Origin of the sequence: Sphingopyxis sp. (genome assembly GCF_016793825.1) — a bacterium.
Lineage (GTDB): Bacteria > Pseudomonadota > Alphaproteobacteria > Sphingomonadales > Sphingomonadaceae > Sphingopyxis.
In genome coordinates this window covers 189,371-212,909 of sequence record NZ_JAEULM010000044.1, presented here as the reverse complement: position 1 = coordinate 212,909, position 23,539 = coordinate 189,371, and the positions used below count along the sequence as shown (strand labels likewise).

At 64.0% G+C, this 23,539-nt stretch carries 22 protein-coding genes; 11 read left to right on the top strand and 11 right to left on the bottom strand.

Annotation, left to right across the window (positions count from 1 at the left end; all coding sequences use genetic code 11):
* Positions 1-49: 49 nt before the first annotated feature.
* From JNM03_RS13955 to JNM03_RS13930, 6 genes are all read left to right on the top strand, one after another.
* A complete protein-coding gene (locus JNM03_RS13955) occupies positions 50-664 on the top strand; it encodes a phosphatase PAP2 family protein (protein WP_294037466.1) in 615 nt (204 codons plus the stop codon).
* 54 nt (positions 665-718) lie between these two features.
* The gene (locus JNM03_RS13950; protein WP_294037465.1) at positions 719-1,138 is read left to right on the top strand and encodes a hypothetical protein; all 420 of its coding nucleotides are present in this window, start codon (positions 719-721) and stop codon (positions 1,136-1,138) included.
* A 20-nt stretch (positions 1,139-1,158) separates the two neighbouring features.
* The gene (locus JNM03_RS13945) at positions 1,159-1,869 is read left to right on the top strand and encodes a hypothetical protein (RefSeq protein ID WP_294037464.1); all 711 of its coding nucleotides are present in this window, start codon (positions 1,159-1,161) and stop codon (positions 1,867-1,869) included.
* A gap of 38 nt (positions 1,870-1,907) precedes the next feature.
* Positions 1,908-2,828 carry an aminotransferase class IV gene (locus JNM03_RS13940; RefSeq protein WP_294037462.1) on the top strand — a complete coding sequence of 307 codons (921 nt, stop codon included), beginning with the start codon at positions 1,908-1,910 and terminating at the stop codon, positions 2,826-2,828.
* Positions 2,825-3,562, top strand: coding sequence for an HAD family hydrolase (locus tag JNM03_RS13935; RefSeq protein WP_294037460.1), 738 nt, complete (start codon positions 2,825-2,827; stop codon positions 3,560-3,562). Before JNM03_RS13940 ends, JNM03_RS13935 begins: the two co-directional genes overlap by 4 nt.
* 71 nt (positions 3,563-3,633) lie before the next feature.
* On the top strand, positions 3,634-4,944 hold the full coding sequence (locus JNM03_RS13930; RefSeq protein WP_294037458.1) for an amidohydrolase family protein: 1,311 nt from the start codon (positions 3,634-3,636) through the stop codon (positions 4,942-4,944).
* Positions 4,945-4,947: 3 nt separating this feature from the next.
* On the opposite strand, the gene JNM03_RS13925 is transcribed toward JNM03_RS13930, so the two are convergent.
* The 3 genes from JNM03_RS13925 to JNM03_RS13915 all read right to left on the bottom strand — a co-directional run bounded on the left by JNM03_RS13925 (position 4,948) and on the right by JNM03_RS13915 (position 7,766).
* The gene (locus JNM03_RS13925) at positions 4,948-5,727 is read right to left on the bottom strand and encodes a tyrosine-protein phosphatase (protein ID WP_294037456.1); all 780 of its coding nucleotides are present in this window, start codon (positions 5,725-5,727) and stop codon (positions 4,948-4,950) included.
* A 2-nt stretch (positions 5,728-5,729) separates the two neighbouring features.
* Positions 5,730-6,533 (bottom strand): crotonase/enoyl-CoA hydratase family protein, encoded by an 804-nt coding sequence (locus JNM03_RS13920; RefSeq protein ID WP_294037455.1) that lies wholly within the window; start codon positions 6,531-6,533, stop codon positions 5,730-5,732.
* A 102-nt stretch (positions 6,534-6,635) separates the two neighbouring features.
* Complete coding sequence (locus JNM03_RS13915; RefSeq protein WP_294037453.1) at positions 6,636-7,766, bottom strand: CaiB/BaiF CoA-transferase family protein; 1,131 nt, start codon at positions 7,764-7,766, stop codon at positions 6,636-6,638.
* 145 nt (positions 7,767-7,911) lie between these two features.
* Here JNM03_RS13915 and JNM03_RS13910 point away from each other — a divergent pair, with 145 nt between their 5' ends.
* Positions 7,912-9,258: an alkaline phosphatase PhoX gene (locus tag JNM03_RS13910; protein WP_294037451.1), complete on the top strand. Its 1,347-nt coding sequence runs from the start codon at positions 7,912-7,914 to the stop codon at positions 9,256-9,258.
* 10 nt (positions 9,259-9,268) lie between these two features.
* On the opposite strand, the gene JNM03_RS13905 is transcribed toward JNM03_RS13910, so the two are convergent.
* From JNM03_RS13905 to JNM03_RS13890, 4 genes are all read right to left on the bottom strand, one after another.
* Positions 9,269-10,519 carry an acetyl-CoA C-acetyltransferase gene (locus tag JNM03_RS13905; protein ID WP_294037449.1) on the bottom strand — a complete coding sequence of 417 codons (1,251 nt, stop codon included), beginning with the start codon at positions 10,517-10,519 and terminating at the stop codon, positions 9,269-9,271.
* 66 nt (positions 10,520-10,585) lie between these two features.
* Positions 10,586-11,368, bottom strand: a complete 783-nt coding sequence (locus tag JNM03_RS13900) for an SDR family NAD(P)-dependent oxidoreductase (protein ID WP_294037448.1) — start codon at positions 11,366-11,368, stop codon at positions 10,586-10,588.
* Positions 11,369-11,379: 11 nt separating this feature from the next.
* Positions 11,380-12,585, bottom strand: a complete 1,206-nt coding sequence (locus tag JNM03_RS13895) for an acyl-CoA dehydrogenase family protein (protein WP_294037446.1) — start codon at positions 12,583-12,585, stop codon at positions 11,380-11,382.
* Complete coding sequence (locus tag JNM03_RS13890) at positions 12,582-13,676, bottom strand: acyl-CoA dehydrogenase family protein (protein ID WP_294037444.1); 1,095 nt, start codon at positions 13,674-13,676, stop codon at positions 12,582-12,584. Before JNM03_RS13890 ends, JNM03_RS13895 begins: the two co-directional genes overlap by 4 nt.
* Positions 13,677-13,853: 177 nt before the next feature.
* On the opposite strand from JNM03_RS13890, the gene JNM03_RS13885 reads away from it, so the two are divergent.
* Positions 13,854-14,834, top strand: coding sequence for a nitronate monooxygenase family protein (locus JNM03_RS13885; protein ID WP_294037442.1), 981 nt, complete (start codon positions 13,854-13,856; stop codon positions 14,832-14,834).
* A 53-nt stretch (positions 14,835-14,887) separates the two neighbouring features.
* On the opposite strand, the gene JNM03_RS13880 is transcribed toward JNM03_RS13885, so the two are convergent.
* The 3 genes from JNM03_RS13880 to JNM03_RS13870 all read right to left on the bottom strand — a co-directional run bounded on the left by JNM03_RS13880 (position 14,888) and on the right by JNM03_RS13870 (position 18,393).
* The gene (locus JNM03_RS13880) at positions 14,888-15,799 is read right to left on the bottom strand and encodes a DMT family transporter (protein WP_294037441.1); all 912 of its coding nucleotides are present in this window, start codon (positions 15,797-15,799) and stop codon (positions 14,888-14,890) included.
* A gap of 123 nt (positions 15,800-15,922) precedes the next feature.
* Positions 15,923-17,482, bottom strand: a complete 1,560-nt coding sequence (locus JNM03_RS13875; protein ID WP_294037440.1) for an amino acid permease — start codon at positions 17,480-17,482, stop codon at positions 15,923-15,925.
* A gap of 152 nt (positions 17,483-17,634) precedes the next feature.
* Positions 17,635-18,393, bottom strand: coding sequence for a helix-turn-helix domain-containing protein (locus tag JNM03_RS13870; protein WP_294037439.1), 759 nt, complete (start codon positions 18,391-18,393; stop codon positions 17,635-17,637).
* A 186-nt stretch (positions 18,394-18,579) separates the two neighbouring features.
* Here JNM03_RS13870 and JNM03_RS13865 point away from each other — a divergent pair, with 186 nt between their 5' ends.
* Genes JNM03_RS13865 through JNM03_RS13855 form a run of 3 tightly spaced genes read left to right on the top strand, consistent with a single transcriptional unit; the run spans position 18,580 to position 21,102 of the window.
* Positions 18,580-19,536 carry an alpha/beta hydrolase gene (locus tag JNM03_RS13865; RefSeq protein WP_294037438.1) on the top strand — a complete coding sequence of 319 codons (957 nt, stop codon included), beginning with the start codon at positions 18,580-18,582 and terminating at the stop codon, positions 19,534-19,536.
* The gene (locus tag JNM03_RS13860; RefSeq protein WP_294037437.1) at positions 19,520-20,098 is read left to right on the top strand and encodes an FMN-binding negative transcriptional regulator; all 579 of its coding nucleotides are present in this window, start codon (positions 19,520-19,522) and stop codon (positions 20,096-20,098) included. The genes JNM03_RS13865 and JNM03_RS13860 overlap by 17 nt, the downstream gene beginning before the upstream one ends.
* A complete protein-coding gene (locus JNM03_RS13855) occupies positions 20,095-21,102 on the top strand; it encodes a histone deacetylase family protein (RefSeq protein WP_294037436.1) in 1,008 nt (335 codons plus the stop codon). The genes JNM03_RS13860 and JNM03_RS13855 overlap by 4 nt, the downstream gene beginning before the upstream one ends.
* 38 nt (positions 21,103-21,140) lie before the next feature.
* Here JNM03_RS13855 and JNM03_RS13850 read toward each other — a convergent pair whose 3' ends face one another.
* Entirely contained in the window at positions 21,141-23,222 is a 2,082-nt protein-coding gene (locus tag JNM03_RS13850) for a TonB-dependent receptor (RefSeq protein WP_294037435.1), read from the bottom strand.
* Positions 23,223-23,539 lie beyond the last annotated feature (317 nt).

Here is a 23,539-nt window from a genome sequence, read left to right as displayed (position 1 = left end):
CGACGTTGCAACTGGGTTCCCGCTTTCGCGGGAATGACGAAGGAATAGAATGATAACCGAAGCCAACCGACTGCCCGCCATCGCAACGGCGCTCCTGATGGCCGTCGTCCTGCTCGGCTTCGCTGTCGGCGCAGGCTGGACCGAAGCGGCGGATTGGCGGATTTCGCACGCGCTGTCGCTGCGCGTCGACGAAAACAGTCCCGCTTTCATCGCCTTCATGCAGGCTGCAAGCTGGATCGGCGGCGGTACGCCGCGCTGGATCATCGTCATTCTGCTCTGCGGCCTCGTCTGGCACTGGTGCGGCCCGCGCTGCGCCGTTGCACTCGGCGGCGCCTCACTGCTCTCCAACCTCGCGTCCAGTCTGCTCAAGCTCGGCGTCGGCCGCGCGCGTCCCGACCTGATCGACCACCTCGACCATCAGACGAGCTTTTCCTACCCCAGCGGGCATGCGACCAGTGCCGCGGTCGTCTACCTCCTCCTCGCCTGGCTCGCGCCGCCGCGTTGGCGGCCCTTCGCGTGGGCGCTCGCTGCGGCCATGATCATCCTCAACGGTTTCTCGCGCATCATGCTCGGCGTCCATTGGGCGAGCGATATCGTTGGCGGAACGATGCTCGGCGCGGCTTTCGCGCTGCTCGGCGCCTGGTGGGTGTCGCGATCACGCTAAGGGAATCCTAAGTTATCGCTGCTAGATTCCGCTGGTCGAAGCAGGGGTGTTGCGATGCGGTTGTCGATCGGCAGTGTGTTCGGGATCATCGGCGGGCTCATTCCGCTCGTCTATATCGGCTGGATGCTGCGGCATTTCATCGGCGTTGGCGGCGGATCGGCCGAAGACTTCGCGATGATCGGTCTTGGTCCCACGGTGATCGGGCTTTCGATCGTCGGGCTGCTCTTTGCGCTGCCCCTGATCATCAAATTGTTGCGCGCCGTTTCGGGAACGAGCCGGGTCCCCGGCACCCGCGCCGCGTCCGATGGCGAACCGGATGCCGCGACGCAAGGCTTCGACGCGGATGCCGCGTTTGCGAATTATATGCGCAATCGCGAGGCGGCGCCGCCCCCGCCGATCGCATCCGATGCTGTCGAGGGCGACCTCCGCCCCTTCACGCCGCGGCCTGGCGGCTTCGGCCGCAAGACCGTTTGAGCGCGCCGGGGCACGCAGCGATGCGGACCGTCAACTACGCCAGGGCGAAGCTCGTCAAAACCGCCGTCGGCTGCCCGGTTCTGGGCGTTGTCGGCCTGATGTTGCTCGGCAGGACGGGCGGTTTCATGACTGCCGTTGTGCTGATCGCCATCGCCATGTTCTTTGTCTTTGGCATTCTGGGTGCGCGTAAGCTGTTCGGCGATCCGACAGCACTTCGCTATGATGCGCAGCGGCTGACCGTTACGACGATGTGGTCCGAATATCAGCTTCGTTGGCCCGATGTTGCCGAGATCGGAACCTCGGCGCTCAACACCTATGCGCTCTATGGTCTGGTCAAGGTCGGCAGCACGAAATATCTCGACATCAAGATGCGCGGTGGCTTCTTCGCGAAAAAATATCGCCTGCTGAGCGATATGCTCGACATCGACAAGGCCGGACTCGCCGCGCTGGTCGATGATCTCGCGATGCACTGTGCGTCGGCAGAGGGTCGCACCACACCGCGTGCGGACCAGACGCCCCAATGGGCCGCTGCCGCGCCGCAGGCCGAACAGGCCTTCGACCCCGACGCGGCCCTCGCCAATTATATGCGCGGTCGCGCCGCACCCACGCCGGCGACATCGGAAACCGTGCCGATCGCGCCGGGCTTCGGGCGGCGCGATGCGCTGGAGGGGGCGCCGCAGCCGTCGCTTGCCGGGCCGCGTGCAGGCGGCTTCGGTCGCAAGGGGCTCTGACCCCTCGACAGGCGCGTTATCGCGGCTAGTGTCGCCTCATGGCTCAAGGCACGCACGACTTCATCCCCGATCCGCGCAACGACGCGATCCTGATCAACGTCAACGGCACGCTGGTACCACGCGCGCAGGCCAGCGTGTCGGTGTTCGACAGCGGCTTCATGCTGGGCGACGGCGTGTGGGAGGGTATTCGCGTCCACAAGGGACGAATGGCATTCCTCGACCAGCATCTAGACCGTCTGTGGGAAGGTGCGAAGGCGATCGCGATGGACATCGGGATCGCGCGCGCCGAACTGGAACAACGGCTTTACGCGACGATCGACGCGAACGCCATGGACGCCTGCCACATTCGCCTGATGGTGACGCGGGGTATCCGCTCCACCCCCTATCAGGACCCGCGTGTCGTTATTTCGCCCGCAACGATCGTGATTATTGCGGAGCACAAGGATCCGCTGCCGGCGACGGTCGAGAAGGGGCTTTCGCTCTTCACCGTCCATGTTCGGCGGGGCGACCCTGCGGTGCAGGACCCGAAACTCAACTCGCATTCGAAACTCAACTGCATCACCGCCTGCATCCAGGCGGCGCAGGCGGGTGCCGATGAAGGGCTGATGCTCGATCCGCACGGCTTTGTCGCGACCTGCAATTCGACGCACTTCTTCATCGTTCGCAAGGGCGAGGTATGGACGTCGACCGGCGATTATTGCCTGGGCGGGATCACGCGCGGCAATGTGATCCGCCTTTGCCGCGAAGCGGGGATCCCGGTGTATGAGAAGAATTTCTCCCTCACCGATGTCCATGGCGCCGATGAAGCGTTCGTGACCGGAACTTTTGCCGGTGTCGTCCCGGCGCATACCATCGACGGGCGCCGGCTGACCGACGGGCGCGGGCCGATGGTCGAACGGTTGCAGGGGCTGTACAGGACTCTGATCGAACGGGATATCGCGGGGCGTTCGCGCCCGTGACCGACTGTATCCGCATCGCGATGTGGTCGGGTCCGCGCAACTTGTCGACCGCGATGATGCGCAGTTTCGGTAGCCGCGCGGATACGCATGTGGCGGACGAACCGTTCTACGGCGCTTACCTCCGGCAGACCGGCGATCCACAACCGATGATGGATCGGGTGATGGCCTCGATGGACTGCGACTGGCACGGGGTCGCGCGCGCCATGTCCGGCCCGAACCCGGCGGGCACGCCGATCTGGTATCAGAAGCATATGGCGCATCACATGGTCGGCCCGATCGCACATCACGACCTGCCGGGGCTGCGCCATGCCTTCCTGATCCGCGATCCCGCGCGCGTCGTCGCAAGCTATGCCGCCAAGCGCGTCATGGTTCGGCCGGATCATCTCGGCACCGACCGACAGGTCGAATTCTTCGATCGCGAAGCCGATCGGATCGGGCAGGCGCCGCCAGTGATCGACAGCGCCGATATTCTGCATGATCCGCCGGGAATGCTGCGGAAATTGTGCGCAGCACTCGGCATCGCCTGGGACCCTGCCATGCTGCGTTGGGAGCCGGGCATTCATGCCACGGACGGTGTCTGGGCGTCGCACTGGTATGACGCCGTCGTGTCGAGCACCGGCTTCGGGTCGCCCGACAAGCCGCCGCCCGAACTGACGGCGGAGGAGCGCGCGGTCGCCGATGCATGTAGGGCCGGATACGACTATCTGGCGCAGTACAAAATCGCCGCGTCCTGAAAATTCCGCTGTCCTAACAAGTCCTGTTTTGCCATCCATTGAGACGGGCACTTTCAACAGGCGGATCGATTATGCAAACGCGAGTAAAGTTCGGTAGTTTTCTGCGGGGAATCGCTTTGGGAACGGCGGCGGCTCTCGCCGCGTCGGCACACGCACAGGACGGCGCCGGGCAGACCGTCATCACCGCTGCCCGTTATATCGATGTGCTCGCCGGCAAGGCGGTCGACTATCCCGCGATCTTCGTCGGCGCCGACGGACGCATCACCAGCATTGCCGATGCGCGCACGGTGCGCTGGGGTGCGAACGTCAAGCATATCGACCTTGGCAACAAGACGCTGCTTCCGGGCCTGATCGACATGCACGTCCATCTGACGTCGCTGGCGGAAGTCGGCGGCTATCAGGCGCTTCGCTATACCGACAGCTTCTGGACCGTCGTCGGTGTCGCCAACGCCCGAAAGACGCTCGATGCCGGCTTCACCACTGTGCGCAATGTCGGCTCGGCCGATTTCGAGGATGTCGGGCTCAAGCAGGCGATCGAGGGCGGCTATATATCCGGACCGCGTATCATTCCGGCGGGGTGGGCGATCGGTGCCACCGGCGGTCACTGCGATGGGGGCGGGCTGCCTCCATCGATGGATCGCAAGGAACCTTCGGTGGTCGACAGCCCCGAAGAGGCGCGCGCAAAGGTGCGCTGGCTGCACAAATATGGCGCGCGGGTTATCAAGATTTGCGCGACCGGCGGTGTTTTTTCGCTGGGCGACAGCGTTGGCGCACAGCAACTGACGCTGGAGGAAATGAAGGCGATCGCCGACGAAGCGCATATGCTCGGTATCAAAGTCGCGGCGCACGCGCACGGCGATGATGGCATCAGGACGGCGATTCTCGCGGGGATCGATACGATCGAACATTGCAGCCTTGCGAGCGACGAAACGATCAAGCTGGCGGTCGCGCACAAGACCTGGTTCGACATGGATATCTATAACGACGATTATATTCTCGCGACCGGTACGGCGAACGGGACCGAACAGGAAAGCCTCGACAAGGAAAAGGCCATCGGCCTCGCGCAGCGGCAAACCTTTCAGCGCGCGGTCAAGGCCGGCGTGCGGATGATCTTCGGCAGCGACGCGGGCGTCTATCCGCACGGCGACAATGGCCGGCAATTCGCCAAGATGGTGGAATGGGGCATGACGCCGATGCAGGCGATCCGCGCGGCGACGATGAACGGCGCCGAGGCGCTGGGCATGACTGCCGATGTCGGGGCGATTGCCGTCGGCCGCTATGCCGATATCATCGCGGTCGATGGCGATCCGCTCACCGATGTTCGCCAGCTCGAAGGTGTCGATGCGGTGGTGAAGGGCGGGGTGCTGGTGAAGGGCGGCTAAGCCCTAGATCACCAATCGGTCGATCATTGCGTCGCGCATCGCGGGCGTCAGATTCAATACCGTTTCGGCATAGGTCGGGATGTCGCCATGGTCGCGGCGCACCGTGGCAAGCGCCGCATCCAGATAGGCTGGATTGACCGACATCAGCGCGCGGATCGCGTCATCGTGGATCTCCGCACCATGGCGCGCGCGGATATGGGCTGCGCCCTGCGCGATCCGCTCTTCGATCTTGCCGGCGGTATTGGTCAGCAGATAATCCTGCATCAGATCGTCCTCATGGACGCCCAGCAGGCGATGGACGACGGCAACGGCAAACCCGGTACGATCCTTGCCCGCGACGCAATGGACAAGGCTCGGCGCGTCATATTCGGCCAGCGCGGCCAGATAAAGTCGCAGCGTCGCCACCAGTGCCGGGCGGTACGGCATACCGGCATAGGTATCGATCATTCGTTCGCGCGCCGTCTCGGCATCGATCGCGCCGCCAGCGGCCTGAAGATGCGGGGCAAGTCCGGCGGTAATGCCGCCGGCGAACAGCACCCGCGCCGAAAAATTGTCGGAGCGGCGGCACGGGTGGCTTTCGCGCTCGTCGTCCCCGCGCAGGTCGATCACCGTTTCGAGCCCCAGCGCGTCGATCGCGACCAGGTCCGCGTCGCTCGCCGCCTCGTGGTGCGCCGACCGCCACAATACTCCATCGCGCAGGCGCCCGCCGCCTTCGACGCCATAACCGCCATAGTCGCGGAAGTTATGGACGCCCGACAGCGGCAGGGTGCGTTCGGCAAGCATGATCAGTCTCCCGTAAACACCGGCGACCGCTTTTCGACAAAGGCGTTGATCGCTTCGCGATTGTCGGCGGTTTCATGGACGATGGCTTGATAGGCGGCGCTGAGCTCGAGGATATCGCTCATCCGGCTGTGCTGGGCCTCGCGGAGAAGGCGTTTGGTGAGCCGCAGCGCACGGGGCGGGTTGCAGACGATGCGTTCGGCAATTGCGATGGCACGATCGAGCAGTTCGGGATCGGGCACCACTTCGGTGACGAGACCATATTCCTTCGCCGTCGCGGCGTCGAAGCGGTCGCCGGTCAGGAACAGTTCGGCCGCCCGCGGATAACCCAGTACCTTCTGGAGCAGCCAGGCTCCGCCATCGCCGGGCACGATGCCGACCTTGATAAAGCTGCACGCGAATTTCGCGCTCTCGGCCGCGATGCGGATATCGCAGGTGCAGGCCAGGTCACAGCCAAGCCCGACCGCATGGCCGTTGACGGCGGCGATCATCGGCACTTCGCAGTCCATCAGCGCGCGGATCACCGCCTGAACTCCGCGGCGGTAATTGGCGCGGGTCGAATCGGGTTGATCGAGCACCCCGATCCCTTGGCGGTCCTGCATCGATTTGAGGTTGCCGCCGGCGCTGAACGCCTTGCCGCTGCCGGTCAGGATAATCGCGCTGACGCTTCGGTCCTCGCCCAGCGAACGGAGCGTGTCGATGATGTCGTCGCAGTCCGCATGGGTGCCGATCGCATTCATGCTTTCGGGCTTGATCATCGTCAGAATCGCGATCTTGCCGCGCCGCTCGACACTCAGAAATTCACCCATCAAAACGCTCCTTGTTCGCGAAGCAGGCTATGCCTCGCGGGTCGTGGTTGCAAGCCAAGGATGGCAACCGGACGCGGTCCCGTGCCCGGTCACCGCGAACCATCAGCGGACGGCGCCCCCGTCGCGCAGCGCCGCGATCCGCGAGGCGTCATAGCCAAGACCGGCCAGCACGGCCTCTCCGTCCGATCCGACCGGCGGGGCGGGGCGCGGAGCGTCGCTGACGGTGGCCGAATAACGCGGCGCCGGGGCGGGCTGGGTCACGCCGCCGACGGTCAGGAATGTCTCACGCTCGATATTGTGCGGATGCTGAGGCGCCTCGGTCAACGACAGGACGGGTGCAAAGCACACATCGGTCATCTCCATGATCGCACACCATTCGTCGCGCGTCTTGGTTGCGAAGAGCGTGGTGAGCTTGTCTTTCAGCGGCCCCCATTGCGCGGGATCCATCTGCGCGTCGAAGGCGGGATCCTTGTCGAGGCCCGTCTTCTCGCGCAGCAACGCGTAGAATTGCGGTTCGATCGACCCGATCGAGATGAACTTGCCGTCGGCGCACGTGTAGGTGTCATAGAAATGGGCACCGCTATCCAGCATGTTGACGCCGGGTTCATCCTTGATACGGCCAGCGGCAAGGAAACCCCAGGTCATGCCCGCGAGCAGCGCCGACCCGTCGGTCATCGCGCAGTCGATCACCTGACCTTCGCCGGTCCTGGCCGCGTGGACGAGCGCGCTCGACATGCCGAACGCCAGCATCATCCCGCCGCCGCCGAAGTCGCCGACATAATTGACCGGCGGCACCGGCCTTTCGCCCGAGCGGCCCACGGTGTGAAGGACACCCGACAGGGCGATATAGTTGATGTCGTGTCCCGCCGATTGCGCATAGGGGCCGAACTGGCCCCAGCCGGTCATCCGGCCGTAAACGAGCTTCGGATTGTCGGCGAGCAGCACGTCGGGACCGAGGCCGAGCCGCTCCATCACGCCCGGACGATAGCCCTCGATGATGCCGTCCGCGCTTTTGCAAAGATCGCGGGCGATCTGCACCGCCTCCGGATTCTTCATGTCGAGTACGATCGAGGTGCGGTTGCGCGACAACGGATCGCGCGGATCCATGAAACCGCCGGGGCGGTCGATGCGGATGACCTCGGCGCCATGGTCGGCCAGCATCATGCCGCAGAACGGTCCGGGCCCGATCCCCGCGAATTCGATGATCCTGATACCTTTGAGCGGACCCGTCATCTCTCTCTCCTTCTTGTTTCCAATGTTTCAGCTTTGTGCATGTGGTCTTCGATTTGTCGCCGAACTGTCAGGCGGGCGCCGCACGCCTGTCACGACATACGCCTATCCGGCTCGCAGAGAATCGGCATCCGGGGGCTGTTCGTCGATGACTGCAATGTTGACCCGCCGCCATTTCGCGCGAAAACTTGTCGCCGGCGCGTTCGCCGGACTGGCGCTCCACGGGGTTCGTGCATCGGCAGCGTTGGTGACGGAAAGTGGGGGCTTCGGGCCGCCGGTCGCCGATCCGGCGTCGGTCCTCGATCTGCCATCCGGCTTTTCGTACCGGATCTTGTCGCAATTCGGACAGATCATGCACGATGGCCACCGCGTTCCCGACAGCGCCGACGGCATGGGCTGTACGGTGCTGTCCGACGGTCGCCTTTGCCTGATGCGGAACCACGAACTCGACCCTGCCGATTTCGGGTCGGGACCGGCGACGAACAGCGCCGTTGGCGAGCGGGCCTTCGACCATCTGGCCGGCCGCGCGCTTCCTGGCGGGGTTTCGACGCTTGTCCTCGACCCCGAAACGCTGGCCGTCGAGGAGCAATATCTGGCGCTCTCGGGCACGATCCGCAATTGCTCGGGCGGCATGACGCCGTGGGGGAGCTGGCTCAGTTGCGAAGAGGATGTCTCGCGCGCCGGTAAACTCGCGCAGGATCACGGCTGGGTGTTCGAGGTTCCTGTTGCGCCGGGCGGCATGGTCGCGGCCGAACCGATCCGAGCGATGGGGCGCTTCAACCATGAAGCCGCGGTTTGCGATCCGACGAGCGGGATCGTCTACATGACCGAAGATCGGCAGGACAGCCTCTTCTATCGCTTCGTTCCCGCGGAACGCGGTGCGCTTGCGAAAGGCGGGCGCTTGCAGGCGCTGGCATTCGAACAGCATGGCTTCCCGGACACCCGTAACTGGTCTGGCCGGATCTTGCCGGCGCAAGGCTGGCACGCGGTGCGCTGGGTCGACCTCGACGACGTCGAAAGCCCGGCCGACGATCTTCGCAGACGCGGCGCGCGTGCAGGCGCAGCGATCTTTGCGCGCGGTGAGGGTATTCACGGCGGCGACGGCGAACTCTATTTTACCTGTACATCGGGCGGCGCCGCGCGGCGTGGGCAGATCATGCGCTATCGTCCGTCGCCGGCCGAAGGAACCGCTGGCGAGCATGCGGCGCCCGGCCGGTTGCAGATCTTTCTCGAATCGACCGACCCCGCGCACTTCAGCTTTGGCGACAATCTGACCGTGGCGCCGAACGGCGACCTGATCGTCTGCGAAGATCGTCGGGGTGGTAAGCCCGAGAACTGGCTGCGCGGGGTCACGCCGGACGGACGTGTCTACCCGTTCGCCCGGGTTGCCGCACAAACGAAATGCGCGGGCGTCTGCTTCGCGCCCGACGGCCAGACGATGTTCCTCAATCTCTACAGCCCGGCACGGACGATCGCCGTGCGCGGGCCGTTTTGAGGGCAATCGATCAGACACGCTCGATGATGATCGCCGGCGCCATGCCGCCCGCAGCACACATGGTGACAAGGCCATAGCGCCCACCGGAGCGTTCGAGTTCGTCGAGCGCGGTGCCGATCAGGATCGATCCGGTGGCACCGATCGGGTGACCAAGCGCCATCGAGCCGCCGTTGATGTTCACCTTGTCGCGATCGAGATCGAGGTCGCGGATGAACTTCTCGGCAACGACCGAAAAGGCCTCGTTGATTTCCCAGACGTCGATGTCCTCTTTCTTGAGGCCCGCCTTTTCCAGAACCTTCTTCGCGGCGGGGACCGGCGCATTGAGCATCAGGGTCGGATCGTCACCGATATTGGCATAGGCGACGATACGCGCGCGGGGTTTCAGGCCATTCTTTTCGGCATATTCCTTTGACGTCAGCAGCACGGCGGCCGCTCCATCGACAACGCCCGACGAATTGCCCGCATGATGGAAATGCTGGATTTCGAGATCGGGATAACGGCGGTTGATCTGCTTGCGGAAGGTTACTCCGCCGCCGAGGTCGAAGTCGGCAAGGGCGGCGAAGCTGGGCTTCAGCGACGCAAGCCCCTCGGCGGTCGTTTCCGGCCGCGGAAACTCCTCATGGTCGAGCGCGACGCTGCCATCGGTATTGAGAACCGGCACGACCGACTTCGCAAAGCGGCCTTCCTTGATCGCGCGATCCGCCCGCTGCTGGCTGACGAGCGCCAGCGCGTCGAGCGCTTCGCGGCTGATGCCCTCGATCGTTGCGATCGCATCGCCGCAAACGCCCTGGTTCGACTGCGGGTGGAGTTCGTCGAGCGCCTCGTGACCCGATCCCATGAAGCGCGGCGGCAGGCCGGCATTGGCCTGCTCGGCGGCGTAGGCGGTCGTATAGCTCATCATCTCGGTGCCCCCGGCGATGACGCAATCTTCCATGCCCGACATGACGGTAGCCGCGGCAAAGTTCACCACGCTGATGCCGCCGCCGCAGAAGCGGTCGAGCGTCGTGCCGCTCGCCTTGATGTCATAGCCTGCGGACAGCGCCGCCATGCGGCCAAGGTCGCCGCCCTGCTTGCCGTTCTGCGACGAGGTCGACCAGACGATGTCGTCGACGGTCGCGGTGTCGAGATTGTTGCGATCGCGGATCGCGGCGAGGACGGTCGCGGCGAGGTGTTGCGGATGCAGGTGCGACAACGCGCCCTTGCCGGGCTTGCCGATCCCGCGCGGGGTGCGAACGGCGTCGATGATATAGGCTTCAGCCATGGAAATTTCCTTTCTTGGGGACTTTCGAAGATTGAGGGGAGATTGAAAAGCGGGTCGTTGGGGAGTTTAGCGGGGGGCCATCCGGATCGCGCCATCGAGGCGAACCGCCTGGCCGTTGAAATAGGTGTTGCGGACCATCTCCATCGCGAGGCTCGCATATTCCTCGGCCTTGCCGAGCCGCTTGGGGAAGGGCACCGAGGCTTCGAGGCTTTCCTTCACCTTCGGGTTCATGTTGCCGAGCAGCGGCGTGCCGAACACACCGGGCATGATCGAATTGACGCGGATGCCCAGGTCCATCAGGTCGCGCGCCATCGGCAGGACAAGCCCGTTCACGCCCGCCTTGGCCGAACCATAGATGACTTGCCCGATCTGCGCATCCTGCGCGGCGACCGACGCCGTGAAGATGATCGCGCCGCGTTCGCCGTCTTCCATCTCGGGAAGCGTCGCCATGCCTTCGGCCGCGATCGACCCGATGCGATAGCTCGCGGTCAGAATGCCCGCGACACCATACGCATAATCTTCCGTCGATGTCCGGCGGAACTTTCCGGTTTCCTTGTCGTAGGCGAGCGTCTTGCCCCGGCGCGAGGTCATCGCGCAGTGGACGCATATCCGTTCCTGCCCATGCGCCGCGCGCGCCTTGGCATAGCCATCGAGCACCGATTGTTCGTCGGTGATGTCGACGTGGACGAACACGCCGCCGATCGCAGCCGCGACCTCCTGACCCAGCGCATCGTTGATGTCGAAAATCGCGACCTTCACGCCTGCTGCGGCGAGCGCTTCGGCGGTCGCGCGGCCAAGGCCGGAGGCGCCTCCGGTGACAACGGCCGCTGTACTGGAATCGAATTTCATGGGGAGGCTCCTCAGGCTGGAATCTGGTTGAACGGGACACCCTTGTCGGGGCGGTGGTCCTGCGGCAGGCCCAGAATCCGCTCGGCGATCGTGTTGAGCAAGGTTTCGTCGGACCCGCCGGCGATGCGCCCGGTGGGCGCGTTGATCCAACTCGATGCCCAATCGTCCTTGGGCGAGAGATGTTCGTCGAAGAGAAAGGCATCGGTGCCCTGGAGGTCCAGTGCAAGCTCCGACAGCTTTTGGCGCGATCGCACCGCAATCAGCTTGTTCAGCGACCCCTCGGGACCGGGCGTCATGCCCGCCTGCATCATCAGCCGGGCGCGGCGGTTGATCGAATCGAGTCCCGCGCGCATCGCATAATTGCGCGCGATCTGCTGGCGGATACGCCCATCCTCGATCGCCGGCCGCCCGTTGAGCGTCACGTCCTTGGCGAGTTCGACGAACAGGTCGAGGTGCGGGCCAAAGCCGGCGCTGTCGGTCGCAACATAGCGTTCGATCATCAACGTCGCGAGCGCGACCGCGAAACCTCCTCCAACGGGCGACATGCGATGATCGTCGCTGATCTTCACATCGTCAAAGAAGACCTCGTTCACATGGCTGTCGCCACCCGCAAGCTTGATCGGGCGAACGGTGACGCCTGGGGCCTTCATGTCGACCCAGAAATAGGTGAGACCCTTGTGCTTCGCCACGGTCGGGTCGGTGCGCACCACGATGACGCCATAGTCGGAATATTGCGCCCAACTGGTCCAGACCTTCTGGCCGTTGATTTTCCAGCCGTTCCCGTCAGTCTCCGCGCGCGTGCGCAGCCCGGCAAGATCGGTGCCGCCCGACGGCTCGGAGAAGAGCTGGCACCAGATTTCTTCGCCCTGCAGCGCCTTCAATACCCGCTCTTTGACGAACGCGCGGTCGGAGCCGAACTGCATCAGGACCGGGACCGGCATACCCAGCGATATTCCGAAATAGACGTTGGGGAAGCCGTGCTTCATCTCCTCGGCTTCGAAGGTGATCTTCTCGATATGGCCGAGGCCCTGTCCGCCAAGGTCAGTCGGCCAGTTGATTCCGGCGAAACCCGCGTCGAACTTTGCTTTCTGGTAGCGGCGAGCAAGCGCGAGGTCCTCTTCGACGCCCAATCCTGCGCGCGCCGCCTTGCCAAAGGCCGGCGCCATCGACTCGCACCATGCGGCCGCCCCGGCCCGATAGTCTTCGATGTCGCTCATGCGGTTTCTCCTGCAAGCCGGTCGACGAGCACATCTTCCCAGAAGAAACTGCTCCCTTGCTCGAGCGCAAGGCTACGGGCGCGGCGCATATGCAAATGCAGCCCGATTTCCCATGTGACCCCGATGCCGCCGTGAATCTGCACACAGTCGCGCGATGCGGTGTCATAGGCTTCGGTCGCCGAAAGGCGCGCTGCCGCCGCTGCTGCGATAAAGCCTGCCTCGCCCTCGGAAGCGGCGGCGTGAATGCAATTGGCCCGGGCAAGCTCGACCAGCCCGTAAAGCTCGGCGATCCGGTGCTTGATCGACTGGAAAGCGCCGATCGGCTGACCGAACGCGCGGCGGGTGAGCGCATAGTCGCGTGCGATTTCCATCAACGCCTCGGCGCCGCCGGTTTGTTCGTGCGCGGTGACCACGGCTTGAAGCGCCAGAATATGGAGCGCCGCGTCGCGGGCGGCTTCGCCGTCGACGAGCGTTTCGGCCGCCGTCGCGGCGAAGGTCAGGTCGGCGAGCAGGCGGCTGTTGTCGAAACTCCCGATCGCGGTGCGGGGAACGCCCGCCAGATCGACGATCGCAAGCGTCGGGGTTCCGGCGCGGTCGGCCAGAACGATCGCGACGTCCGCCGCAAGGCCGCCCGATACCGCAGACGCCTGACCATTGAGATGACCGTCGGCAAAAGCGACGGCGGGGCGCGCGGGCAGGGGATCGGGGCCGGACGCGAACGCCACTGCGCCGATCGTCTCGCCACTTGCGAGCCCCGGCAGCCATCGCGCCTTCTGTTCGCCGCTGCCATAAAGCTCGATCGCCTTTGCCGCGCCAAAGCTGGACGTCAGGAAAGGGGCTCCGCCAAGGGATCGACCCACCTGATGCGCGATTAGCCCCATCTCGACGAGGCCTAGCGCGAGACCGCCATATTCCTCGGGAAGCGCAAGCGCGGTCCAGCCCTGTTCCTTCGCGGTGGTCCAGAACCCTTCATGGAATTTGCCTGTGACCTCCAGGAGCGGAAGCAGGTCGTCCTTGCTCACCCGGGCATGGAGAACGCGCCGCGATTCGGTCGCAATCGCCTGTTGATCCTCGCCATACAGGATGGTCATGGCCGCTTTCGTCCTTTCCCGTCGTTCTTGTCTTGCCAATGAACCGGACGTTGACGTAAACGTCAAGTCCATTCCGTTACGGCATAGCGTATCGGGGGCCGGGGGCGGTGAAGGTCGCCTGTCGCCCGTTTGCCGTGGAAACGGAATCGGGCCTGTTTGCAGAAGAAGGGGAAGACGATGGCTTTCAAGACGCGCATCACCGAAATGCTCGGGATCGAACATCCGATCGTTCAGGGCGGGATGCAGAGCGTCGGCTATGCCGAACTCGCGAGCGCGGTGTCGAACGCTGGCGGACTTGGCATTCTGACCGCGCTGACCCAGCCGACTCCCGAAGCGCTGCGCGACGAGATCGAGCGTTGCCGGTCGATGACCGCAAAGCCGTTCGGGGTGAACATGACCGTTTTTCCGACGATCAACGCGCCGGACTACAAGGCCTATGCACAGGCGATCCTCGACGGCGGCGTGAAGATTGTCGAGACTGCGGGAACGCAGGCAGTGCGTGAGATCTGGGAGATGCTGAAACCTCACGGCGTCACCATCCTGCACAAATGCACGGCCGTCCGCCACGCGCTCTCCGCGGAGAAGGCGGGCTGCGACATCATCTCGATCGACGGATTCGAATGCGCTGGCCACCCGGGTGAGGACGACATACCGGGCCTGGTCCTGATTCCCGCCGCTGCCGACAAGGTGAAGATCCCGATGCTCGCAAGCGGCGGTTTTGGCGACGGTCGCGGACTGATTGCCGCGCTCAGCCTTGGCGCCGAGGGCATCAACATGGGCACGCGGTTCTGCGCGACGGTCGAAGCGCCGATCCACGACAATGTGAAACAGACCTATATCGACAATGACGAACGGGGCAGCTTCCTCATCTTCCGCAATTTCAAGAACACCGCCCGCGTCGGCCGCAGCCCGGTAAGCGAAGAGGTCGCGCGGCGCCTTGCGAACCCCGATGCGCAATTCAGCGACGTACAGGAACTGGTCTCCGGCGCGGCCGGGCGCGAATTGCTCAAGACCGGCGATTTGTCGAAGGGCGTGTTCTGGGCCGGGATGGTGCAGGGGCTGATCCACGACATCCCGACGTGTCGGCAACTGATCGACGGGATCATCAGCGATGCCGAAGCGATCCTCGATCAGCGGCTCGCCGGTTTCCGGACCTGATCTTTCTTGCGGCCCGATCTTCCTTGCGGGAGGCGTGGTCGGCGCGTGGCGGCTCAGATCGTGGCCGCAAGCGCGAGAACCACGCCACCCGCGATCAGCAGCAGGCCGATGATTTCGTGGGGGCGGGTCGCCTCGCGCAGGTACAGGCGCCCAAAGCCCAGCGTAAACAGCACTTCGACCTGCCCGACGATGCGGACCAGCGCGACCGGCGCGGTGGCAAAGCCGGTGAACCAGCACGCCGACCCGAGCGCGGAAAGCAATCCGACCTGTGCCGATACGCGCCATGACCGGAGGACGGCCCACAGCGTTGGCTGGTCGCGCGCCACGATCCACATCAGGTGGATCGACGTCTGGATCGCCATGACGATGAAGAGGGTGACGAGCGCCGCGCCAACCGCATCGAATGCCGGCAGCTCGTCGGTCGCGAGCCGGACCATGATGCCCGCGAGCGCGAACAGACCTCCGGCACCCAGCCCGTAGAGCGCGGCGGGTTGCCGCAGCGCTTTCCCGATCTCGATCGCGGAGAGCCCTCGGCCGGCGAGGGCAAGGATCAGGACACCGGCAACGCCAAGCGCAATCCCGGCCCATGCGAGCGTGGGCAGCCGTTCACCGAGCAGGACGGCCGCCACCACGGCTGCCTGAATGGCCTCCGTTTTCGAAAAGGCGGTGCCGACGACATAGCCCCGATGGCCGAACGACATGATCAGGAGAAGCGTTCCCGCCATCTGAAACAGGCCTGCCGCCGCCGCATAGGCACCGAACGCAGGCGACAGGATCGGTAACGGGGCTTCGCGGACGAAAAACCAAACGCCGCACATCAGGGCGGCGAATGGAAGCCCGAAGAAATAGCGGACGAACCCGGCGCCGCTGACGCTGACTTCGCTGCGCAGCCGCTGCTGTATGGCGGTGCGCCATGCCTGAAACAGCCCGGCGAACAGCGCGGCTGGCAACCAGATGGAGGTCATTCTGCGATTCTGCCCCTTCCGCCGACGACAGGCCGGGATCGATCGCTAGCTACGATATCCACGATGTACAGCGTTGAATGTATCGGAGCGGCTTCGGTTCTTTGGCCGAGGACGGTAGCCCCCTTATTCCACTCGCGATGCGGCGCCTGCACCGGCAGGGGCGGCGCTATGCAGCGCCGCCGCCTTGGGTCGACCATAGAACAGGTAAAGTGCCGCCCCCGCAACGATGTAGAATCCCAATATCGCGGCTGGAACCCACTCGCCGGCCGCTGCCTTCAGCGCGATGTCGGTCACGACCGGAGCGCCCATCAGCAGGCACGACAGCAGCGCGAGGACCGGCACGGTTCCGATCCAAAATCCCCGAAGGCGAATGCCGCCGAACGGAACGCGGAATGGTCGCGGCAATTGCGGATGGCTGTTGCGCAAGGCGATCACGGCGATGGCGACGGTCATGAACACGCACAGGGTGCCAAGGCTGACCAGATCGGCGAGAAGCGATATGGGCAGCATTGCCGCTGCCATCGCCGATATCGTCGCGACGGAAATCGTTGCGGCGACCGGTGTCCGATAGCGCATGTGGAGCCGTGCGAGAGCCGACGGCAAGAGCCCGTCGCGGGCGATGGCATGGCAGATCCGCGATTGGGCATAGGTGTTGACGAGCAGCACCGAACCGAGACCGGCAAGCGCCCCGACCTTTATGACGATCGCGAACAAGGGCATGCCAAGGACGCTCACCGCGACGGCGATCGGGTCGGGAACGTCAAGGGCGCGAAATGGGATGACCCCGGTCAGGGTTATCGCCACCCCCACATAAAGCAGCGTGCTGGCAACGAGCGCGCCGACAATCCCGATTGGTACATCGCGTTGCGGTTTGCGCGCTTCCGCCGCCGCTGCCGCAACGGCCTCGAAACCCAGATAGGAAAAGAACAGGATCGAGGCGGCACGGAACACACCTTCCACCCCGAAACGAAACCCGCCTTCATTAGCGGGAATGAACGGCGTGAGGTTCGCAGAATCGATATGCTGTGCGCCGACGATCACGAAGCCCAGCAGGACGCCGACCTTGACCACGACCAGCAGCACGTTGATCGCCGCCGAATGGGCAACGCCGCGGATCACGACGAGCATGGCCGCGAGCAGGGCGGCGGCCGCGACGAGGTTGATCCCGCCGCTCTTTGTAAAGGAGATGCCTTCCGGTCCCGCAATGGCGAGCAGGAACGGCGTCGAGACATTGTGCGGCACGGCCAGGCTGAAATCGCCCAGCAAACTGATCAGATAACCCGAAAAACCGACGGCAAGAGCCGATCCCGCAAGGCCGAATTCCAGCATCAGCATCCACCCGAGGCCCCAGGCAAAACCTTCGCCCAGAACGGCGTAGGCATAGGAATAGGATGCCCCCGACGCTGGCAGAACCGACGCGAGTTCCGCATAGCAAAGGCAGACGAGCAGGCAGGACAAGGCCGCAATAACGAACGACAGCGCGACCGCGGGCCCGGCATAGTGCGACGCCGCCGTGCCGGTCATCACGAAGACGCCTGCGCCGATGATGCAGCCGATACCGATCATGACGAGCTGAAACGGACCAAGCGTCCGGTGCATCGCGGTGGTTTCGCATTCGCGGCGGATGTCGTCGATCGACTTTCGTCGCCGGGACGCCGCCGGGCCGGATGCTGCTTCGCTCATCGACGTCTCTCCCACATGATTGCGGGCCAAAGCCTATGATGCTGACGCTGGCCGACGCCAGCGAACGGGCTGAATAATGTCGGGAATGGGCAAGTTGTGGAGAGGTGCCGGATTCCGCCCGCCTCTGGGCATCCGCCCCGGGCGGCGACGGCCTACTGCTTCAGATACTGACTGGGCGGCACGCCAAAGGCCCGGCGAAACATCGCGGCAAAGCCACTGGGGCTGTCATATCCGACGTCATAGGTGACGCGCGTGATCGACATACCGGCGGCCAGCATCGACAGGGCTTCCATCAACCGGACCTGCTGGCGCCAGACCGCGAGGCCCATTCCCGTTTCCTGCTTGAACGTGCGCGTGAACGTCCGGCGCCCCATTGCCGCGAGACGAGCCCAATCGTCGATGTCGCGCGGATCGGACGGGTCGGCGATAATCGCATTACAGACGCGAAGCAGCCGCGGGTCGCTGGGCATCGACACCTGATAGGGGGCATTGGGCATACGCTCGATTTCTTCGAGCAGCAGTTCGATGATGCGGCCCTCGCGACCGGTAACGTCATAGAGCGGGGGAAAATCGACGACTTCGAGGATCAGCGATTTCAGAAGGTTCGATACCTCGAAAACACGGCATTCGGCGGTGAGCGCGCCGGCGTCGCTGGGCAGGTAGAGCGTTCGCAGCGACACCGGGCCGCGGCATGCGACCTCGTGCCGCATTCCCGCCGGCAACCACACCGCGCGTTGCGGCGGAATGACAAAGCTGGTTTCGGGCGTCCGCACCGACATCACCCCGGCCGAGGCATAGAGAATCTGGACATGGTCGTGACTGTGCATCGGATCGATATAGCCGGCAGGATATTCGTCCTGCAGCGCCATCACCGGCCGCGCCGTCCGCAGGATGTCGATGCTGTGTCGCATGGCCCATTTCCTACAAATCCAGAATGAACCCATCATATAGGTCGATGACGAGGCTGACCAGTGCCGGCGCGGCCAATGGCCTGCATGACATGGTGATTGGCCCAAATGGACGATAGGGACGTTGACGCAGGGGCTATCAGATGGCCTGAGACAAACCGGAGAGAGAAATACCATATGCCCAATGGCTTGAGCGCCGACCAGGACGATATGGTGGATGCCGATATCCGACGCTTCGTCGATGCCATCGGCGCCGCCTACGCGGCGCACGGGGCTCCCGCCGATGCGGGGCTCGCGGAGCGCCGGCTGGTGGCCGAGCGGGTACGGCAGCCGTGGCGCGAAGGCGGCCCGATCATGGCCGAGAGCGTCGATCTGGACATGGCAGGCATCCGCCTTCGTCTCCATCGCCCGACAGCGGACAAAAAGCTGCCCGTGATGCTGTACATCCATGGCGGCGGCTGGGTGCTGTTCAGCATCGACACGCATGACCGGATGATGCGCGAATATGCCGCGCGTGCAGGAATCGCGGTGATCGGTATCGATTACAGTCGGGCACCCGAAAGCAAGTTTCCGGTCGCGCTGGAGGAATGTTCGGCGGCGATCGACTGGATCGCGGCGCATGCGGAGGCGCTCGATCTCGACGCCGGGCACATCCTGATCGGCGGCGATTCGGCGGGCGCGAACCTCTCGGTCGCGACCTGTTTGCTGCGCCGCCAGCGCGGCGAAGCGCTGCCGGTGGGCATGGTGCTGAACTATGGCGCCTTCGCACCCGAACATACCCCCAGCTATGGGCGTTTCGGCGACGGCCGCTATTCGCTGGACAGCAACGAGATGGACTCGTTTTGGGCCGATTATGTGGACAGTGCCGATCAGTTCGGCGACCCGCTTGTCGTTCCGCTCCGTGCGAACCTCTCGGGCCTGCCGCCGGCATTCCTCGCGGTCGCCGAATGCGACATATTGGCCGATTGCAATTCGGCTTTCGCGGATCGGCTACGAAGCGCCGATGTGCCGGTGCACGCGGTTCTCTATCGCGGCGCAACCCACAGCTTTCTGGAGGCCGTATCGATCGCTCCGCTTGCGGCGCGCGCCTTCGACGAACAGGCGGCCTGGATCCGGGGGATTATCTATCATGACGACGTTGTTTGAACCCGGCGACCCCGCCGACATCTCGCGGCTCATCGCGGACCATCCGCTCGCCTGGGTCGTCTCACGAAACTTTCACTCCAGCCCGTTGCCGCTACTCGCCGAAACCGGCGCCGACGGTCAGGTTCTGGCGCTGTTCGGTCATTGCGCCCGCCGCAATCCGCTCGTCGCCGATTTTCGCGAGGATTCGCGCGGGCTGATCCTTTTCAACGGACCGCACGGTTATGTTTCGCCGGCGCTCGTGTCGAAGCCGGACTGGGCGCCGACGTGGAATTATGCGGTTCTCCGCTTTACCGTCGATATCGAGCTCGTCGCACACGAGACCGACGATGCGATCCGGCGGCTGGTCGACAGGATGGAAGGCGATCGCTGGTCGACTGACCGCGTCGGGGCACGCTATAAGGCGATGCTCGATCAGATCATTGCCTTTCGGGCGCATGTCGTCACGGCCGAACATGGCTTCAAACTCGGACAGGACGAAAGTCCGGCCAGTTTTGCCGAGATTGTTGCGGGGCACCCCGATCGCATGCTGGCGGCATGGATGGAGGAACAGGCAAGGCCGTGAAGCTCTTTTTCGACGATCGCCAGACTGCGCACGCGCCGCTGCGCGAACTGCACAATGGGGAATGGGTGCCGTTCGCCGAAGATGTGGAGCGGCCGCGCGCGATCGTCGCTGCCCTTGCCGACTGGCAGCCGGTCCGCGATTTCGGCTCCGCGCCGCTGCTTGCCGTGCACGATGCCGATTATCTCGCCTTTCTGGAACGCGCGCATCACGACTGGCTGGCGGCGGGGCGCTCCGGCGATGCCATCGGCTATACCTTTCCGGTAGTGCGCCGCCGGCGGCTGGCGCTCGGGCGGATCGATGCCGAACTTGGCGCGTATAGTTACGACGCGGGAACGCCGATCGCGGCTGGAACCTGGCAATCCGCCTATTGGTCGGCGCAGGCGGCACTGACAGCGCTCGATCATCTCGCGACAAGCGGCGATGCGCACGCCTTCGCGCTGTGCCGGCCTCCGGGGCATCACGCGGGGCGCGACTATATGGGTGGGTATTGCTACCTCAACAACGCGGCAATTGCGGCGCGTGCCGCACAGGCGCGGGGCCTCGGGCCGGTCGCGATCCTCGATATCGACTATCATCACGGCAACGGGACGCAGGATATCTTCTACGCCGACCCGGACGTCTATTTCGCGTCGATCCACGCCGATCCGTGCACCGACTACCCCTTTTACTGGGGGCACGCCGACGAACGCGGAGAGGGGGCGGGCGAGGGGGCGAATCTCAACCTGCCGCTGCCGCGCGGAACGGACGGGAACAGCTATCGTCCGGCGCTTGATACAGCGCTGGCCGCGATTGCCGGTTGGGGCGCCAGTTTTCTGATCGTTTCCTTTGGCGCCGATACGCACAGCAGCGATCCGATCTCGAGCTTCGCGCTGGAGCGAGAGGATTATAGCGAACTGGCTGACGCGATTGCCGCGCTTGGCGTGCCGACGCTGGTGCTGATGGAGGGCGGCTACGCCGTCGGCGACCTCGGACTCAATGTCGCCGCGTTTCTTTCGGGCTTCTAGTCCGGCGCCGCTCCGTTCGAAGCGGCGCCGGCTATTCTTCAATCCAGGCTGAACCGCACCGTCGCACCGACCGTCCGCGGCCGCGCAACCGATCCCGCGAAGGAGAAGGGTGCGTTGAGGATGCCATATTGATTGAACAGGTTCTTCGCGAACACCCCGACCTCAACCCGATCCGCGACCGTGATCGAGGCGTTAAGATCGATCAGGTGGAAGTCGCCGCGTTCGAAGGTTGCGCCAAAGGCGACCGGAGCCGACGACTGATAGCGGTGCGACAGGCTGAAGCGCGGCTTCAGCTTCGAATCGGGGAAGCTGAGGTCGATGGAATTCGAGAGCGTCCATTCCGATGCACCGGGCAGACGCGATCCCTTGGCATAACCGCCGCCCGGCGCGAAGCTGTCAGGAAGCAGCGAAGACAAGCGGGCGTCGTTGTACGATACGTTCGACGAGATGCTGAGATTGCGGGTCGGGCGCAACGTCAGGCTGAGCTCCACGCCATCGACATTCGCGCCGCCGCCGTTGACGGTATAGGCGCGGATATCCGGCGTGAAGAGACGCGCCTGAATATTGCTCCAGTCGATATGATAAGCGGTCAGATCGACCGATAGGCTGTTGTCGATCAGGTCGAAGCGCGTGCCGATTTCATAGTTCTTTGTCGTATCGCTGCCGAACGATTGGGGCAGGGTAGGATATGGCAGTGCGAAGACGTTGATCCCGCCGACCCGGAAACCTTCCGAATAGAGCGCATAGATCATGAAATCATTGTTCGGCTTGAAGGTCAGCGACACCTTCGGGATGAAGTCCGATTGCTTGTCCGCCGCCGGCGCGTAGGTGAAGGGCGGGATCAGTGCCGCGTTGGCGAGCTGGGTCGCTTGGGGTCGCGTGCGATATTCGAAGACGCGGCCGCCCAATGTCAGCGTGAGCTGGTCGAGCAGATCATAGGATATCTCGCCGAACAATGCCTTTTCCGTGACCCGGTTGGTATAGGTCGATCGGTTGGTATAATCGTCGGGAGTGATCACGCTGCTGGGCTGCCCCCCGAATTCACCGGGATTTGCATCGACATAGGCAGCAATTCCGTCGAGTTGCAGCCTGTCGTCGCCGAAGCCGCGAAGGTTCGTATAGTTGGCGCCAAGCAACCAGCGGAACCGGCCGCCGTCGGGTGACGCCAGGCGGATTTCCCCATATTTGGTTTTCGAGTTGCCAAAGCCGATGCCGACAAGCGGCGTCCCGGTGCGGGGATCGAATGCGCCCAGGCCATAGTCGAACCGCGATTTCGCATGCTTGCGGGTGTAGCTGCCGACCGCGGTCAGCGTGGCGAAGCCCAGGTCCTGCTCGATCCGCAGGCTGTGCATCTGGAAGTCGCTGTCCTGATACTCGCGCACGGTGTTCGGGCGGGTATAGTTGCGTGTCCCCGGAATGATGAAAACATAGGTTTGATCGTCGAGGTCATATTCCTGATACATGCTGAGTGCTGAGATTTTCGTCGTCTCGGTCGGCGTGAAGACGATCGATCCGCGCAGACCGCGAACGCGCAGGTCGTTGCTGCCCTTGTCGCCAAGGCCGGGGCTATTCAGGAATCCCGCATCGAAGCGCTGCAGAGCGACCAGGCGTACCGCCAGCTTGTCGGTAACAAGTGGGGCATTGACCATGCCTTTGACGGCATAGCTGAGTTCGCCGGCGCGCTTTGTGGTCGCCGCGGTGCCCTCGAACCCCACATCGAAACGGCTGGGATCGGCCTCGTTGACGATGTAATTGACCGCCCCGCCCAATGACGACGATCCGAAAAGCGTGCCCTGCGGCCCGCGCAGGACCTCGACGCGCGCAACATCGAAGCTGTCGACGTCGGGAATGACGAGCGGGAAGCCCGGTTCGCCCAGAGGCAGCTCGTTGAGATAATAGCCCGTCGTCGACTGGTTCGCCTCATGATAGGTCGAGGATGCGATGCCGCGGATCACGACTTCCGATATGCCGGGCTGATAGTCGTTGAACACCACCCCGGGTACCCGCGTGATATAGTCGGACAGGCTTTGAGCATTGAGCTTTTGCAGCGTAGCTTCGCTGACCGCGGAGACTGAACCCGAAACGTCGCGGACCGACTGTTCGCGCTTCGCAGCGGTCACAACGATCTCGCTGTCGTCGGTCGGAGCCGCCGCGCCTTGCGCGAATACTGCGGATGTTTGCCCAAGGGCAAGTAACGAAATGCCACTGAATACGACACGCCTGATTGTTGCAAAGGACATTTTCGCCTCCCTTTTGGTAGAAAATTCCAATTGCGACGCTAACAGCTTGTACCTCCATGTCGGCGAGGGTTGGGCCATAATCTCATCCTATCGGGCCATCGCGGGGGCGCACGGAACGCAGGATGGCCCGATACCAGGCACCGATTTGCCCGATAGGTGGATTGCGCGGCCTGATCGGTGCTGAAAGCGCGTCTTGT

What these genes read in the sequence shown, in the direction of transcription:
- JNM03_RS13955 (WP_294037466.1), top strand. Translation starts at nt 50, where the DNA reads ATGATAACCGAAGCCAACCGACTGCCCGCCATCGCAACGGCGCTCCTG.
- JNM03_RS13950 (WP_294037465.1), top strand. Translation starts at nt 719, where the DNA reads ATGCGGTTGTCGATCGGCAGTGTGTTCGGGATCATCGGCGGGCTCATT.
- JNM03_RS13945 (WP_294037464.1), top strand. Translation starts at nt 1,159, where the DNA reads ATGCGGACCGTCAACTACGCCAGGGCGAAGCTCGTCAAAACCGCCGTC.
- JNM03_RS13940 (WP_294037462.1), top strand. Translation starts at nt 1,908, where the DNA reads ATGGCTCAAGGCACGCACGACTTCATCCCCGATCCGCGCAACGACGCG.
- JNM03_RS13930 (WP_294037458.1), top strand. Translation starts at nt 3,634, where the DNA reads ATGCAAACGCGAGTAAAGTTCGGTAGTTTTCTGCGGGGAATCGCTTTG.
- JNM03_RS13925 (WP_294037456.1), bottom strand. Translation starts at nt 5,727, where the DNA reads ATGCTTGCCGAACGCACCCTGCCGCTGTCGGGCGTCCATAACTTCCGC.
- JNM03_RS13920 (WP_294037455.1), bottom strand. Translation starts at nt 6,533, where the DNA reads ATGGGTGAATTTCTGAGTGTCGAGCGGCGCGGCAAGATCGCGATTCTG.
- JNM03_RS13915 (WP_294037453.1), bottom strand. Translation starts at nt 7,766, where the DNA reads ATGACGGGTCCGCTCAAAGGTATCAGGATCATCGAATTCGCGGGGATC.
- JNM03_RS13910 (WP_294037451.1), top strand. Translation starts at nt 7,912, where the DNA reads ATGACTGCAATGTTGACCCGCCGCCATTTCGCGCGAAAACTTGTCGCC.
- JNM03_RS13905 (WP_294037449.1), bottom strand. Translation starts at nt 10,519, where the DNA reads ATGGCTGAAGCCTATATCATCGACGCCGTTCGCACCCCGCGCGGGATC.
- JNM03_RS13900 (WP_294037448.1), bottom strand. Translation starts at nt 11,368, where the DNA reads ATGAAATTCGATTCCAGTACAGCGGCCGTTGTCACCGGAGGCGCCTCC.
- JNM03_RS13895 (WP_294037446.1), bottom strand. Translation starts at nt 12,585, where the DNA reads ATGAGCGACATCGAAGACTATCGGGCCGGGGCGGCCGCATGGTGCGAG.
- JNM03_RS13890 (WP_294037444.1), bottom strand. Translation starts at nt 13,676, where the DNA reads ATGACCATCCTGTATGGCGAGGATCAACAGGCGATTGCGACCGAATCG.
- JNM03_RS13885 (WP_294037442.1), top strand. Translation starts at nt 13,854, where the DNA reads ATGGCTTTCAAGACGCGCATCACCGAAATGCTCGGGATCGAACATCCG.
- JNM03_RS13880 (WP_294037441.1), bottom strand. Translation starts at nt 15,799, where the DNA reads ATGACCTCCATCTGGTTGCCAGCCGCGCTGTTCGCCGGGCTGTTTCAG.
- JNM03_RS13875 (WP_294037440.1), bottom strand. Translation starts at nt 17,482, where the DNA reads ATGAGCGAAGCAGCATCCGGCCCGGCGGCGTCCCGGCGACGAAAGTCG.
- JNM03_RS13870 (WP_294037439.1), bottom strand. Translation starts at nt 18,393, where the DNA reads ATGCGACACAGCATCGACATCCTGCGGACGGCGCGGCCGGTGATGGCG.
- JNM03_RS13860 (WP_294037437.1), top strand. Translation starts at nt 19,520, where the DNA reads ATGACGACGTTGTTTGAACCCGGCGACCCCGCCGACATCTCGCGGCTC.